The organism is Pseudomonas sp. NBRC 111124 (assembly GCF_001320245.1).
Lineage (GTDB): Bacteria > Pseudomonadota > Gammaproteobacteria > Pseudomonadales > Pseudomonadaceae > Aquipseudomonas.
This window is the reverse complement of record NZ_BCBA01000052.1, coordinates 24,134-37,459: the sequence shown is the minus strand read 5'-3', so window position 1 is coordinate 37,459 and position 13,326 is coordinate 24,134. Positions and strand designations below refer to the sequence as shown.

Sequence of the window (13,326 nt, the reverse complement as noted above, 5' to 3'; positions counted from 1 at the left end):
AGACAGCGGTGATTTTGTGAGGGATTTCTGAACTTGAGACCAAATGCTTCAGGATTGGGGTATTTGGGAATTATCCTACGAGCGCAGTCGACCGTTCACCATTGGCGGGGAAATGCCCCGGGGCTAACGTTCTCGGGTCGCCAAAACTGGTGACCGGGTGTGAGAACCCGATATGAATGTAGCGGCTGCGTTATGGCGACCGTGCGCGGGCAGATTTCGGTCTGGCCGAGCTTCCTATGTTCACTCGGTTTCTCACCCCGTGTACGGTTGCCGCCTTTGTTCCGTGAGAAAGAATGAGAGTGGCAATCCCTGTCTGAACATAGGGATTTCCATTATGAAAAAAATCGTTCCGGATCCACCTCGTTACTTAATCCAAACCCCATACTTCTCCGTCCACAGCGACATCTCCTCCGAAGATGCCATCACCCATGGCGCGGAGCTGATCCGCGGCGTCGCCGAAACCATCGATGAACACTGCCGCCTTCACGCTGGTGAACCTGGCTTGAACACATTGGCCAACGCCGCCTTTGCCGCCGAATCGGCACTGATCCTGTTCCTGCATGCATTGGCGAGCATGAGCGATGAGGAGGGACAGGCGCATGAGTGATACCGCTAATACCCTCGTCACGGCGGGCGTGGAGACCTTTCTGGAAGCAGGCAACCCGACAGTCGATCTGCTACGCGTGCAGCCGGGTATCCCTATCGATCATGCCTACGAGCATGTGTCGGTGTTGCTCGGCTATATCAAGCACCTTGTGCGCGAGGGGGATATGGAGGATGACCACAAGCTGTTGGGCGCTGCGGATTATCTCTTGGCGCTGGCCAAGGCGTTGATGAACGATATCGAGCTTGCCAAGCACAAAGTGCATTGATTCGAGGGCCCCTTCGCGGGCGCGCCCGCTCCCACAAGGTATGCAATCAGGCCTTATTTCTGGGTGTACCTGTGGGGGCTATTGCCTAATCGAATTTTTGTTTATGCACAAGAGGCATTGCCACGTTGCGCGAAAGGCATGCCGCTTCTCCATACCGCCGGTCTTTGCGCAAACACCTGTTTTTACTGGGCTTGAGGCGTATGCCGGAATAAGCCAAACGTTTGAAATAGCGCTTGGCTCCATCCAGTCATCAAAAGCTTGTTCACAGACTTATCCACAGGTTGTGCTGCGGCTAACGGTCACGTTCCGCCAGTAGCAGCAGGTTGCGTGGGGTGAGCAGGTAATTGCAGAAAGTACCCAGCTGAACGTTGTAGCCCTGTTCTTCGAGGAACAGGGCGCGATCGAGCACCAGCCACAGCTCCAGCGGGCGGCGGAACAGGTTGCGCAGGCGCTCGAGGTTGCGCACCTCGGCCAGGCGCTGCCAACCGGCGGCCTCCAGCGCGGCCCAGTCCGGGTTGCCACTGAGCTCGACCTTGCGCAGGTCGGCCAGCTCGCGGCAGTACTGCTCGAAAGGCTTGTCCAGCCAGGCGACCGGCAGGGAAGGGGTGGACAGGTATTCATCGCACTGGCGCTGATCGCGTTGCAGCAGGTCGAAGCCCAGGCGACGGGCCATGGAGCAATCACGTTGATGGCGCACGCGGGCGCTGGCGGTGACGGCTTCGTTCAGCGGCAGGCCCAGGTCGATCATGCTCAGCTGCAGCGAGGAGTGCAGCGCGGCTGTGGATAACGGCTGATAGTGCTCGCCCGGGATGCGGTTGTAGCAGCAGGGGGCCACGGCCAGGTGGCGGCAGCCTTGCTGGCTGGCCTGGCGCAGCAGGTGCACGTGCAGCTCCCCGCAGGCGTGCAGGGCGACCACGCTATTCTCGTGGTTCAGGTGCTGGGTGCTGCCGGCAGCCATTACATCCTGGTGGATGTGGGTCGCAGGCAGGTGGTGGTGGTCGCTCAGGGCCTGGCCGGCGGCGACCAGCTCGGCGTTGTATTCCAGGCAGGTCAGCTGTTGGCCGGGTTGCAGCAGGCGGCGGCCGAGGTGGCCCTTTCCGGAGCACCAGTCGAGCCAGTGCCGGGTGCGCTCGCGAAAGCCCAAGCGGCGGCTGAAGGCTTCGATCTGCTGCCACTTGCGGCCCGGCACGGCGACGTCGAGTCGGTGGCCGGCGGCGGGTAGGCCGGTGTCGGGGAGTTCGCCCAAGGCTGCCAGTTGCTCGGCTTGCGCGGCCAATTGCGGGAACGGGGCGGGCAGGCCTTGTGGGTTGATGTCGGCTTCGGCGTCGGCCAGTGAGCACTGGCGCAGGTGGGCGGCGAGTTCAGGGTATTGGGCTTCCCAGTCCAGGCGCAGGGCGGTGAAGGGCCGGGGTTTCCACAGCGGTTGGTGCTCGGTCAGGAACTGGTCGAGGGCCAGGAAGCGGTCGTGCAACTGGTGGCTGTGGAGGTAGGTGGACATGGGGCGGGGCTTGAGGTGTGTGGTGGTTTTGAGGGCCTCTTCGCGGGCTCGCCCGCTCCCACAAGTATGGCGCCAACCTCAAGAATGGCGCAGTAACTGTGGGAGCGGGCGAGCCCGCGAAAGCGGCAGTGAAGGTTTAACGACCCTGGCAGGCGTCCACGCGCAACCAGCGCTCCAGCAGCTTGAAGCCTTGCACCAGTACGAACGAGATCACCAGGTAGAACACCCCGGCGGCGAAGAAGATCTCCACCGGCAGGTAGGTTCGGGCGATGATCGTGCGGGCCATGCCGGTCAGATCCAGAAGGGTCACGGTGCTGGCCAGTGCGCTGGCCTTGAGCATCAGGATCACTTCGTTGCTGTAGGCCGGCAGGCCGATGCGCGAGGCGCGCGGCAGCATGATGTAGAACAGCGTCTTGCCCCGCGACATGCCCAGCGCCCGTGCCGCTTCGATCTCGCCCTTGGGGATCGACTGCAGCGCACCGCGCAGGATCTCGGCGATGTAAGCGGCGGTGTGCAGGGTCATGGTCAGCGCCGTGCACCAGAACGGATCGCGCAGGTACGGCCACAGGCTGCTGGAGCGCACGGCGTCGAACTGCGCCAGGCCGTAGTAGACCAGAAACAGCTGCACCAGCAGCGGCGTGCCACGGAAGAAGAAGATGTAGCTGAACGGCACCGCGCGCACGTACCAATGGCGCGAAGAGCGGGCGATGCCCAGCGGGATGGCCAGGATCAGCCCGGCGATCACGGCAATGGCCAGCAGCTCCAGGGTCAGGGTCGCGCCCTGGGCCAGGCGCGGCAGCCATTTGAGGATGACTTCCCAATTCATTTATTCGGCCCTCGCAAAGCCGCGAGCGGCGCGCTTTTCCATGAAGTGCATGCCAGTCATGGCGACCACGGTCAGGCTCAGGTAGATGCAGGCCGCGACCATGTAGAAGGTGAACGGCTCTTTGGTCACGGTCACGCCGATCTGCGCGTGGCGCATGATTTCTTCCAGGCCGATCACCGACACCAGCGCGGTGTCCTTCATCAGGATCATGAACAGGTTGCCAAGGCCGGGCAGCGCGATGCGCCACATCTGCGGCAGGATGATCCGCGACAGGATGCGGCCCTTGGACAGGCCCAGCGCCAGGCCGGCTTCACGGTGGCCCTTGGGGATCGCCAGGATCGCGCCACGGAACACTTCGGTGGCATAGGCGCCGAAGCACAGGCCCAGGGCGATGACGCCGGCGGCGAACGCGCTGAGCTCCAGGCCCGGCATGTTCAGCGCTTCGCCGAGGCTGTTCATCAGGCCGACGGTGCCGAAGTAAATGAGCAGGACCCAGAGCAGCTCGGGCACGCCGCGCACCAGGGTCGAGTAGAAGCCGCCAAGCCATTGCAATGGCTTGATCGTGGAAGTCTTGGCCAAGGCGCCGAGCAGGCCCAGGACCAGCCCCAGCAGCAGGGCGCAGAGCGCCAGTTTTACGGTCATCAGGGTGCCGGCCATCATGGCCGGACCGAATCCGTGCAGGTCGATATTCATGGGCAACTGTGTTCAAGGGACAAGCACCGCCTCAGCGGCGGTGCCTGTCGGGGGCGAATCAATAGATGCTGAATGGGAAGTACTTGTCGTTGATCTTCTTGTAGGTGCCGTCGGCGACAATTTCCTTCAGCGCGGCATTGAGCTTGTTACGAAGCTCGTTGTCGCCCTTGCGTACGGCAATGCCGACCTTGTCGCTGTCGTTGACCGGTTCGCCCTTGAACTCGTAGTTCTTGCCGGCCTCGGATTTCAGCCAGTCGTAGTTGGCGTACTTGTCGGCCAGGATCGCGTCGACGCGGCCAGCGGTGAGGTCGAGGTAGGCGTTTTCCTGGCCGTCGTACAGGTTGACCTTGAACTTGCCGTCCATGCCGCCGTGATCGTCCAGCCAGGTCGCAGCCTGGGTGGCGCGCTGGGTGCCGATGGTCTTGCCTTCGAGCGACTTGTCGTCAGTCTTGAAGTCGACGTTCTTCGGCGCGATGAACTGCTGCTTGTTCGAGTAGTACGGGTCGGTGAAGTCGACGGCCTGCTTGCGCTCGTCGGTGATCGACAGCGACGAGATGATGAAGTCGAACTTCTTGGCGTTCAGGGCCGGGATGATGCCGTCCCAGTCGGAGGTGACCACTTCGCACTCGACTTTCATCTTGGCGCAGAGGGCGTCGCCGATGTCCTTGTCGAAGCCGACCACTTGGCCGCTGGCATCCTTGTTGTTGAACGGTGGGTAGGCGGCTTCGATACCCATGCGCAGTTTTTCCGCGGCCATGGCGTTTGCCGACATCACCAGCGTGGCAGCGGCTGCCAGGAGGAACTTCTTGTAGGTGTGCATGTATTGCTCCGTTAGCGGTGGCTGGACATGAATTGCTTGCAACGCGCCGAGGTCGGGTTTTCGAAGACCTGCTGTGGCGATCCTTGCTCTTCTACCAAGCCCTGGTGCAGGAAGACCACTTCACTGGACACATTGCGGGCAAAGCTCATTTCGTGCGTCACCAGCAGCATGGTACGGCCTTCGTCGGCCAGTGCGCGGATAACGTTAAGCACTTCCTGGACCATTTCCGGATCGAGCGCCGAGGTCGGCTCGTCGAACAGGATGACCTTGGGCTTCATGGCCAGGGTGCGGGCGATGGCAGCACGTTGCTGCTGGCCACCGGAAAGCTGGGATGGGTAACTGTGGCGCTTGTCGTAGATGCCGACCTTGTTCAGCAGCGCTTCGGCAGCTTCAATGGCTTCGGCCTTGCTCTGGCCAAGCACGCGGCGGGGCGCCTCGGTGATGTTGTCGAGGATCGACATGTGCGGCCACAGGTTGAAGTTCTGGAAGACGAAGCCGACCTCGCTGCGCAGGCGGTTGATCTGGCGGTTGTCGGCGGCGACCAGGTCGCCGTTCTTGGCAGCCTTGAGCTTGAGGCTTTCGCCGGCCACGAGGATTTCGCCCTGGTGGGGGTTTTCCAGCAGGTTGATGCAACGCAGCAGAGTGGACTTGCCGGAGCCGGACGACCCCAGGATGGAGATCACGTCACCGTCGCGCGCGGTCAGCGAAATGCCCTTGAGAATTTCCTGCTCGCCGTAGCGTTTGTGCAGATTGCGGATTTCCAGCGCGGGCGTGGCCTGGGCCATGTGCGGTCCTCATGTGATCGGGTGCGTTCCCAGCTGTTGGCGGCCTTCCTGGCGAGCGCCACGCTAGCATAGCGGCAATATGACGGCCAACAGGGTCGCAGGGGCTCAAGGCGTTGCCGGGGCAGTTTGTCGCATCGTTGCAGTGCAACGTCGCGACGATGTCCGCAAAGGGTCTCGCCCAGCTCCATAGCCTTGATGAAAAAAGGCGCGATGGTGCCAGTTTTGGCCGGCACTGGGAAGCGGTTTTAGACCATTCGTGGGTCTGGCTCGCTGCTGAGGGTGCGACCGCCGGCTAGGGATGTAGGCGGTAAAAGGTTGTACCTCCGGGTTGCGCTTTTGTGCTTTGCGCTGGTGCAAAGGTGTTACCGAGGAGCACCTTTAGTGCGTTTGTAAGTGGGTATTTCCGTAATCCGAACCTGGCATGGGGGTTTGGCGACCTTTCGGTCAAGGGTTGGCTGAATGGCCTGCAACCCGCGCCGTTAAAAGGTTGGTGTATCAATCTGACGAATGCATTCAGCACATGGCGCGCTTATTGCCAGTAGGAAACCGCCGATTGCAGCGACGCCTAGGTCAACCCCAGGTGCGCTCTGTTCCCGCAGTCGGCGTGGTCCACTCCTTACAAAGGTAGTTTCAATGAGCGGTAACAATTCCAATGACCTCGCTCAGGGGCTCAAACAACGGCATGTCACCATGCTGTCCATTGCTGGCGTTATCGGCGCCGGTCTGTTCGTAGGTTCCGGCCACGCCATCGCGGCAGCTGGCCCGGCCGTACTGCTGGCCTATGCCGCCGCCGGTACCTTGGTCGTACTGGTAATGCGTATGCTCGGCGAAATGGCAATTGCCTCGCCGGATACGGGTTCGTTCTCAACCTATGCCGACCGCGCCATTGGCCGCTGGGCCGGTTTCACCATCGGCTGGTTGTACTGGTGGTTCTGGGTGCTGGTCATTCCGCTGGAAGCCAACGCCGCTGCGGCCATCCTCCACGCCTGGTTCCCGTCCGTGGACTTGTGGACGTTCTCCCTCCTTATTACCTTGGCGCTGACCCTGACCAACCTGTGCAGCGTAAAGAACTACGGTGAGTTCGAGTTCTGGTTCGCCCTGCTCAAGGTGCTGGCGATCATTGGCTTCATCGTCGTCGGCTGCGTCGCCATGTTCGGCTTCGTGCCAAGCAGCCAAGTGAGCGGCGTTTCGCACCTGTTCGACACCCAAGGGTTCATGCCTAACGGCCTGGGCGCGGTGCTGGCGGCCATGCTGACCACCATGTTCTCGTTCATGGGTACTGAAATCGTCACCATCGCTGCTGCCGAATCGAAAGACCCGGGCAAGCAGATCAGCCGCGCCACCAACTCGGTGATCTGGCGCATCTGCCTGTTCTACCTGGTGTCGATCTTCCTGGTCGTGGCCCTGGTGCCGTGGAACGACCCGGCGCTGGCCGAGCTCGGTTCCTACCAGACCGTGCTGAGCCGCATCGGCGTGCCAAACGCCAAGCTGATCGTTGACATCGTCGTACTGGTCGCCGTGACCAGCTGCCTGAACTCGGCGCTGTACACTTCGTCGCGCATGTTGTTCTCGCTGAGCAAGCGTGGCGACGCCCCGGCCATCGCCCAGCGCACCACCAAAGCGGCGACCCCGCATGTGGCTGTGCTGCTGTCGACCGCTGCCGCGTTCCTCTGTGTGTTCGCCAACTACGTGGCCCCGGCCCAGGTGTTCGAGTTCCTGCTGGCCAGCTCCGGCGCCATTGCGCTGCTGGTGTACCTGGTCATTGCCATTTCCCAGCTGCGCATGCGCAGCCAGCGTGAAGCACGCGGCGAGAAGATCGACTTCAAGATGTGGCTGTTCCCGGGCCTGACCTGGGCGACCATCGCCTTCATCGTTGCCGTGCTGGTGGTGATGGCGCTGCGTGAAGACCACCGTGCCGAGATCATCGCGACTGCGCTGCTGAGCATTGGTGTGGTGGCGGCGGGCTTGCTGGTGCACCGCAAGCGTGAAGCTGCCGGGCGGGTGGCGCTGGATAACTGATCTGCGCTGGCTGAAATGAAAAGGCCGCGTCCTCTGCAGGGCGCGGCCTTTTTTATTGCCTGTGCGGGCCTCTTCGCGGGGCAAGCCCGCTCCTACAGGCCTGGGGTTTGCGCGGTACCTGTAGGAGCGGGCTTGCCCCGCGAAAGGGCCGTAACAGGTAATCAGGCCCGATCAGCCAAACTGCTTCTGCTGCTGTTGCTGCTTGGCCACCAGCTCGGAAGCGGCGATATAGGCTTCCTGGAACTCATCGCTCTCCAGCCAGGCCATGGTGGTTTCTTCGTCGGCGCCGTCGAGCCAGGTGCGGTAGGCGTTGAACACCAGCACGATGTAGTCGGTGGCGTGCTCTTCCTTGTGGCCTTTGAGCACTAGGGCCAGCAGCGGGTCGACCAGGAACACCGAGATCATCGCCACCAGGCCGGTTTCCTGGGCGGCCTTCATCTTGTCGAACAGCTCTTTGTAGCTGTCGGTCTCCATGGCCTTGTTGAACACCTGCTCGATGCTCGCGCTGTCACCGGCGCTGGCCTTGACCGCCTGACCGCTGCGCACCATGCGGTTTTGCTTGGCTTTGCTGGCGGCGCGTTTGGCGCGTTTCTGTTGCTTGGTTGGGGTGGCCATGGGGTGAATCCTTGGGGTGTTCGGAAATTGCGCGTATTGAAGCGCAGCCGCCCGGGCGATTCAACTGGCGGGCGGTGTCGGCTCATCCTCCTCGAATCCGCGCGATGCCCGCCCGACCAGTAGCTCATCCGGCGCATACGCCACGCTGTGGTCCTTGCCCGGGTAATCTAGCGAATGCAGGAAGTGCCGGATGCAGTTGATCCGTGCGCGTTTCTTGTCGTCCGACTTGATCACCGTCCACGGCGCATCGGCAGTATCGGTGTGGAAGAACATCGCCTCCTTGGCAGCGGTGTAGTCCTCCCACTTGTCCAGCGACTTGATGTCGATGGGCGACAGCTTCCAATGCTTGAGCGGGTCGTCCCGGCGCGAGATGAAGCGGCGCAGTTGCTCTTCACGGTTCACCGAGAACCAGTACTTGAACAGCAGGATGCCGCTGTTGCACAGCATTCGCTCCAGGTCCGGTGCCTGGCGCATGAACTCCAGGTACTGCAGTGGCGAGCAGAATCCCATCACCTTCTCTACCCCGGCGCGGTTGTACCAGGAGCGGTCGAAAAAGACCATTTCGCCCGCCGTGGGCAGGTGCTGGATGTAACGCTGGAAGTACCACTGCCCCAGTTCCTGCTCGGAAGGCTTTTCCAGGGCGACGATCCGTGCACCACGTGGGTTCAGATGCTCCATGAAGCGCTTGATGGTGCCACCTTTGCCCGCCGCATCCCGCCCTTCGAACAGGATCACTACACGCTGGCCGGTTTCCTTCACCCAGCTTTGTACCTTCAGCAGTTCGATCTGCAACGCATGCTTGGCCTTCTCGTAATCCTGGCGGCGCAGGCGGGTGCGGTACGGGTAGCTGGCCGGCAGGCGCGCCGAGGTGCTGTCTTCGTTACTGCCCTTTGGTGCGCTGGCTACTTCCAGTGCGGCCGGGGCCTGGCTGACTTGGGTAATGGTGGGCTCGGGTTTGCGTTGGCGAGGGCGGCGCGTGCGAGGTACGGCAGGGGCGGGGGAAGAGGATTCGCCGGGGGCGGGGAGCAGGAGGGTGGCTTCTTCGCTCATGGAGGTCCTTGCGAGGTTGGGTCGAATGTCCACCTGCAATTTTGAATCTGAGCAAGAGAGGGCTTGTTGATACCGGTCAATGGCAGGAGAGGGGCAGGGCAGTAAATCCGAGACAACAAAAAACCCGCACTAGGCGGGTTTCTTGTTGTCGCTTCGGGTAACTTTGCAACCACCAGAAGCTTGAAGGTGGTGCCCAGAGACGGAGTCGAACCGCCGACACGAGGATTTTCAATCCTCTGCTCTACCGACTGAGCTATCTGGGCGACGAGGTGAATTAAATAGATTTTCTGACGGGTCGTCAACGACTTTTTGAAAAAATTTTAAATTAATTCCGTCGCTTACGATTCGTGGGGTCATTCGGAGGGTGGAACGTACCCTTCCGCCTGGGCGTATTCCTCGCCGGCGAAAAACTTGTCCATCTCGCCCTGGATGAACTTGCGGTCTTCGCCGTTCATCATGTTCAGGCGCTTTTCGTTGATCAGCAGGGTCTGGTGCTTCTGCCACTCTTCCCAGGCTTTCTGCGAGATATGGTCGAAGATGTCCTGGCCCTTGGCGCCGGGAAAAGGCGGGCGGGCCAGGCCTGGGAGTTCTTCTTTGTGCTTGCGGCACATCACGGTGCGGGTCATCGGGCTTCTCCTGCAATCAGTTCGTCGGCCGCGCGTTTGAGCAGCTTCTTGACCGGGGCGGCGAGGCCCAGGCGCGGCGGGGTGGCGAGGTTATACCAGAGCCAGTCGGCCTCGGCCACGTGCTGGCCGACCAGGTCGACGCGTACCAGCCAGGGCTCGATCGCCAGCTGGAAGTGGCTGAAGGTGTGGGTCAGGCCGTCCAGCGCGCGGCTTTCGGCCAGGCGCAGGCCGTGCTGGTAGGCGAGGTCGTCGAGTTGGGCGATATCGTCCAGTTCCGGCAGGCTCCACAAGCCACCCCACAGGCCGCTGGATGGGCGGCGGTAAAGCAAGATGGCGCCTTCGTGGTTGGCCAGCAGCGGCATCAGCGTGCGCCGCTGGGGCAACGCCTTGCGTGGCTTGGGCTCGGGGTAGCGGGTTTCTTCGCCGTGCAGGTGCGCTTCGCAGCCGCGCTGCAGCGGGCAGATCAGGCAGCTGGGCTTGCTGCGCGTACACAGCGTCGCGCCCATGTCCATCATGGCCTGGGTGTAGTGGTTGGCACGCTGCTGCGGGGTGAAGCGCTCGGCCGTGGCCCACAGCTGGTTCGCCACCTTGGGCTCGCCGGGGTAGCCGGCCTGGGCGGTGTAGCGGGCCAGCACGCGCTTGACGTTGCCATCGAGGATCGGCGCACGAATGCCCATGCTGATACTGGCGATGGCGCCGGCCGTGGAGCGGCCGATGCCGGGCAGCTCGGTGAGCTGCTCGACGCTGCGCGGGAATTCGCCGCCATGCTGTTCGACGACGATCTTCGCGGCCTTCTGCAGGTTGCGTGCGCGGGTGTAGTAGCCAAGGCCCGTCCACAGGTGCAGCACTTCGTCCTCCGGCGCTTCAGCCAGGGCCTGCACGGTCGGCAGGGCCTGCATGAAGCGGTCGAAGTAGTTGAGTACGGTGCTGACCTGGGTCTGTTGCAGCATGATTTCCGACACCCATACCCGGTAGGGGTTGATGCCCTGTTGCCAGGGCAGGTCGTGGCGACCGTGCTGGTCGTACCAATCCAGCACGGCGCTGGAGAACTGCGTGGGGGTCATCGCTTGAACAGCCCCTTGAGCGCGTCTTTCAGTTCTGGGCTCACTTTGTCTCCGAGTTTTTCATCAATCTTGTCTTTAAGGCGGTTGCCGGCCAGCTTGGCCGCGACCTTGCCCATGCCGTCCTGGTCCAGGCGGCACGCTTTGGCGCCAAGCTCCAACGGACCACGGCAGCGCAGGGGTACCTCCACGCCGACGAAGCGCTCACCGACCTGGCAGGCCGGGTCGGGCATCGCGCGTTGGTCGCCTTCGACGATCACGCCGACGTTGTAGTCCATGCCCAGTACGCGCAGGTCGAGGTCGCCATGGCCGTTCACGGTCAGGCCCGGGATACGTGCTTTGAGGTCCGGGTTGCTGGCCACGCCGTTGCGAATCACCAGGCTGCCGCGCAGTTCTTCGAACGGGGTGTCCTTGCCGCGTGGTTCACCACTCAAGGTCTTGCGGTTGAGGGTGGCGATGGCCTGGCAGAGTTGCTGTTCAAGGTTGGCGTTGACCAGCACGCCGTCGTTGATGGTGAAGTTTGCGCTGCCATTGAGGGTGTCGACCAGTGCCTTCTGGCTGTTGCCGGTGGCGGTCAGATCGCTGGTCAGGGTCAGCAGGCCTTTGACTGGGGGCGTTTGCTCCTTGCCTTCAACCTTGATGAAGTGCTCGACCGGTACCCGGTTGATCTTGGTGTTGATGCCGATCTGCGGTACCGCAGGGCGCACGTCGACGTTGCCCTTGGCTTCGAAACTGCCGTTGTAGAGGCCGCCACGCAGGGCCTGCAACGTCAGCAGGCCGCCTTGGCCGGTGGCCTGCAGCTGAGCGTCGCTGATCGGCAGTTTGTCCAGGGTCAGCGAGCCGAAGGCCAGGTCAGCTTGCAGGTCGAGCACGCGCAAGCGGTCGACCGGCAACAGCTTGTCGTCGCTCCAGGCTACCTGGGTCGGGGCATTGGGCAGCGGCGAGCTACCGGCAGCGGCCACGGCGGTGGACTCCTGTTGCTGGACCTCGGCCTGGCGGGCGGCAGTGGCACCTTTGGCTTGTTCGCTCTTTGCCGGCATGTAGCGATCAGCGTCGAACTTGTCGCCTTTGAGCTGCAGGCGCAGGGCTTGCTTGGCAAAGTCCTCGATGGCTACGCGCCCAGTGAAAGTGCTGTCGTCCAGTTTCACGGCCAGGTCGGCCAGGGTCAGACTGGTCGGTGAGCCCTGCAGGCGGGTCACCAACTCAAGCTTGCCGAACGCGGCCGGGTCGTTGGTGGCCGGCAGCGGGTGGCCAATGCCGTCGAGGAAGGTGCGCAGGTTGAACTGGGCGATGGACAGGCCGCCGCTCAGTTGCGGTGCCTTGTCGAGGTCACGCAGGTTCAGCTCGCCAAGGGCGCGCAGCTGGTTGGCCGAGACTTTCAGGCCGCTCCACGAGGCCACGTTGGCACCCATGTCGACCAGCAGTTGGCCCTGGGCGCCGAAGGTGACGGTCTTGCCACCGGTGGGTTCGCCCGAAGTTTCGCCGGTCAGGCGCAGGTCTTCGAAGTTGTAGCGCTTGAGCTTGCGGTCGAAGCGCAGTTCGCCGGCAAGCTCGGTGCGGGCCTTGATGGCCGGCTGGCTGGCGCTGAGGAAGGCGCTGGCCTTGAGGGCGATGTTGGTGCCTTCGTGGACCGGGCCGGTGCTCAGCTGGATGCTTTCGGCGCTGTAGCTCTGGCCGCTCTTGGCGTCGGTGTAGTAAACCCGGGCGTTGTTCACGGTGAGGCTGTCGATATCGAGCTTCACCGCGCGCTCACTGCTGCTTTCGGCAGGTTTTGCGGGTTGCTCGGCAGGTGCCTGGGCCGGCGCATTGGTCGTGCTGTCGGTTGCCGCCGGCAGCGGCTTGCCGATGTCTTCCCAGTTGCCGTGGCCGTTTTCGTCACGCGCCAGGGTCAGGTTGAGGCCTTCGACGCGCACATCGCTCATCTGCACTTCGCGGCGCAGCAAGGGCAGCACGCGTACCGAGAGGCCAAGCATCTGCAGGTCGGCGAACGGTTCCTTGGGTTTGGTCAGAGTGGCGATGCTGGCTTCGTGAAGCTCCAGGCCCAGCCAGGGGAACAGGCTCCAGCCGATGTCGCCATTGAGGGTCAGCTCGACGTGGGCCTTGTCGCGCGCCAGCTGGCGGATCTCGTCTTTGTAGTCGTTGGGATCAAAGAGGTGGGTCAGGGCGAAGCCCAGCGCCACGATGATCAGCAGCAACCCGAGAAGCCCCAGTCCCAGGATTTTGCCGAACGCTTTCATGGGCGAGTCCTTGTAGTCCGTAGTGTGAATTCCGAACGGCTGAGTATAGCGCCGCAGGGGTGGGCCCTGAATATTCGACAAGAGATACAGGGCATTTCGTACTTGCGCGGGATTCGACAGCGGTGGGTCGGGCAGTTCCGTTCGGGTTGCTGGCACAGAAATACCGATTCAGCCAAGCCGAAAATAACGATATCAGATTGCTTTCATGTCATCTTCGAACTGGT

Annotated in this window: 13 protein-coding genes and 1 tRNA gene; 3 read left to right on the top strand and 11 right to left on the bottom strand. The window is 62.4% G+C overall.

All coding sequences use genetic code 11. The features are described from left to right. Positions 1 to 334: 334 nt before the first annotated feature. Entirely contained in the window at positions 335 to 607 is a 273-nt protein-coding gene (locus APH28_RS20000; protein ID WP_060512257.1) for a hypothetical protein, read from the top strand. After that, a complete protein-coding gene (locus tag APH28_RS19995; protein WP_060512256.1) occupies positions 600 to 872 on the top strand; it encodes a DUF3077 domain-containing protein in 273 nt (90 codons plus the stop codon). Before APH28_RS20000 ends, APH28_RS19995 begins: the two co-directional genes overlap by 8 nt. Positions 873 to 1,164: 292 nt before the next feature. On the opposite strand, the gene APH28_RS19990 is transcribed toward APH28_RS19995, so the two are convergent. The 5 genes from APH28_RS19990 to APH28_RS19970 all read right to left on the bottom strand — a co-directional run bounded on the left by APH28_RS19990 (position 1,165) and on the right by APH28_RS19970 (position 5,494). Next, positions 1,165 to 2,370 (bottom strand): methyltransferase, encoded by a 1,206-nt coding sequence (locus APH28_RS19990; protein ID WP_060512255.1) that lies wholly within the window; start codon positions 2,368 to 2,370, stop codon positions 1,165 to 1,167. Positions 2,371 to 2,506: 136 nt separating this feature from the next. Continuing rightward, a complete protein-coding gene (locus tag APH28_RS19985; protein WP_060512254.1) occupies positions 2,507 to 3,196 on the bottom strand; it encodes an ABC transporter permease in 690 nt (229 codons plus the stop codon). Beyond that, a complete protein-coding gene (locus tag APH28_RS19980; RefSeq protein WP_060512253.1) occupies positions 3,197 to 3,889 on the bottom strand; it encodes an ABC transporter permease in 693 nt (230 codons plus the stop codon). It lies immediately after the preceding gene. A 58-nt stretch (positions 3,890 to 3,947) separates the two neighbouring features. Then, positions 3,948 to 4,709 carry an ABC transporter substrate-binding protein gene (locus APH28_RS19975; RefSeq protein ID WP_060512252.1) on the bottom strand — a complete coding sequence of 254 codons (762 nt, stop codon included), beginning with the start codon at positions 4,707 to 4,709 and terminating at the stop codon, positions 3,948 to 3,950. Between the two features lie 11 nt (positions 4,710 to 4,720). Further along, complete coding sequence (locus APH28_RS19970; protein ID WP_060512251.1) at positions 4,721 to 5,494, bottom strand: ABC transporter ATP-binding protein; 774 nt, start codon at positions 5,492 to 5,494, stop codon at positions 4,721 to 4,723. Between the two features lie 633 nt (positions 5,495 to 6,127). Between APH28_RS19970 and gabP the strand changes: the two genes are divergently transcribed. Further along, the gene (gene gabP, locus APH28_RS19965) at positions 6,128 to 7,513 is read left to right on the top strand and encodes a GABA permease (protein ID WP_060512250.1); all 1,386 of its coding nucleotides are present in this window, start codon (positions 6,128 to 6,130) and stop codon (positions 7,511 to 7,513) included. A 171-nt stretch (positions 7,514 to 7,684) separates the two neighbouring features. On the opposite strand, the gene APH28_RS19960 is transcribed toward gabP, so the two are convergent. From APH28_RS19960 to APH28_RS19935, 6 genes are all read right to left on the bottom strand, one after another. Next, positions 7,685 to 8,128 (bottom strand): hypothetical protein, encoded by a 444-nt coding sequence (locus APH28_RS19960; RefSeq protein WP_060512249.1) that lies wholly within the window; start codon positions 8,126 to 8,128, stop codon positions 7,685 to 7,687. A gap of 60 nt (positions 8,129 to 8,188) precedes the next feature. After that, the gene (gene ppk2, locus APH28_RS19955; protein ID WP_060512248.1) at positions 8,189 to 9,178 is read right to left on the bottom strand and encodes a polyphosphate kinase 2; all 990 of its coding nucleotides are present in this window, start codon (positions 9,176 to 9,178) and stop codon (positions 8,189 to 8,191) included. Between the two features lie 187 nt (positions 9,179 to 9,365). Beyond that, positions 9,366 to 9,441: transfer RNA gene (locus tag APH28_RS19950), tRNA-Phe, on the bottom strand. A gap of 90 nt (positions 9,442 to 9,531) precedes the next feature. Further along, on the bottom strand, positions 9,532 to 9,804 hold the full coding sequence (locus APH28_RS19945; RefSeq protein WP_060512247.1) for an oxidative damage protection protein: 273 nt from the start codon (positions 9,802 to 9,804) through the stop codon (positions 9,532 to 9,534). After that, on the bottom strand, positions 9,801 to 10,868 hold the full coding sequence (mutY, locus tag APH28_RS19940) for an A/G-specific adenine glycosylase (protein WP_060512246.1): 1,068 nt from the start codon (positions 10,866 to 10,868) through the stop codon (positions 9,801 to 9,803). The genes APH28_RS19945 and mutY overlap by 4 nt, the downstream gene beginning before the upstream one ends. Then, positions 10,865 to 13,102 (bottom strand): AsmA family protein, encoded by a 2,238-nt coding sequence (locus APH28_RS19935; protein WP_060512245.1) that lies wholly within the window; start codon positions 13,100 to 13,102, stop codon positions 10,865 to 10,867. The genes mutY and APH28_RS19935 overlap by 4 nt, the downstream gene beginning before the upstream one ends. Between the last annotated feature and the right edge of the window lie 224 nt (positions 13,103 to 13,326).

Excerpts from the sequence above, each read along its gene's own strand:
- APH28_RS20000 (WP_060512257.1), top strand. The coding sequence starts at position 335 with ATGAAAAAAATCGTTCCGGATCCACCTCGTTACTTAATCCAAACCCCA.
- APH28_RS19995 (WP_060512256.1), top strand. The coding sequence starts at position 600 with ATGAGTGATACCGCTAATACCCTCGTCACGGCGGGCGTGGAGACCTTT.
- APH28_RS19990 (WP_060512255.1), bottom strand. The coding sequence starts at position 2,370 with ATGTCCACCTACCTCCACAGCCACCAGTTGCACGACCGCTTCCTGGCC.
- APH28_RS19985 (WP_060512254.1), bottom strand. The coding sequence starts at position 3,196 with ATGAATTGGGAAGTCATCCTCAAATGGCTGCCGCGCCTGGCCCAGGGC.
- APH28_RS19980 (WP_060512253.1), bottom strand. The coding sequence starts at position 3,889 with ATGAATATCGACCTGCACGGATTCGGTCCGGCCATGATGGCCGGCACC.
- APH28_RS19975 (WP_060512252.1), bottom strand. The coding sequence starts at position 4,709 with ATGCACACCTACAAGAAGTTCCTCCTGGCAGCCGCTGCCACGCTGGTG.
- APH28_RS19970 (WP_060512251.1), bottom strand. The coding sequence starts at position 5,494 with ATGGCCCAGGCCACGCCCGCGCTGGAAATCCGCAATCTGCACAAACGC.
- gabP (WP_060512250.1), top strand. The coding sequence starts at position 6,128 with ATGAGCGGTAACAATTCCAATGACCTCGCTCAGGGGCTCAAACAACGG.
- APH28_RS19960 (WP_060512249.1), bottom strand. The coding sequence starts at position 8,128 with ATGGCCACCCCAACCAAGCAACAGAAACGCGCCAAACGCGCCGCCAGC.
- ppk2 (WP_060512248.1), bottom strand. The coding sequence starts at position 9,178 with ATGAGCGAAGAAGCCACCCTCCTGCTCCCCGCCCCCGGCGAATCCTCT.
- APH28_RS19945 (WP_060512247.1), bottom strand. The coding sequence starts at position 9,804 with ATGACCCGCACCGTGATGTGCCGCAAGCACAAAGAAGAACTCCCAGGC.
- mutY (WP_060512246.1), bottom strand. The coding sequence starts at position 10,868 with ATGACCCCCACGCAGTTCTCCAGCGCCGTGCTGGATTGGTACGACCAG.
- APH28_RS19935 (WP_060512245.1), bottom strand. The coding sequence starts at position 13,102 with ATGAAAGCGTTCGGCAAAATCCTGGGACTGGGGCTTCTCGGGTTGCTG.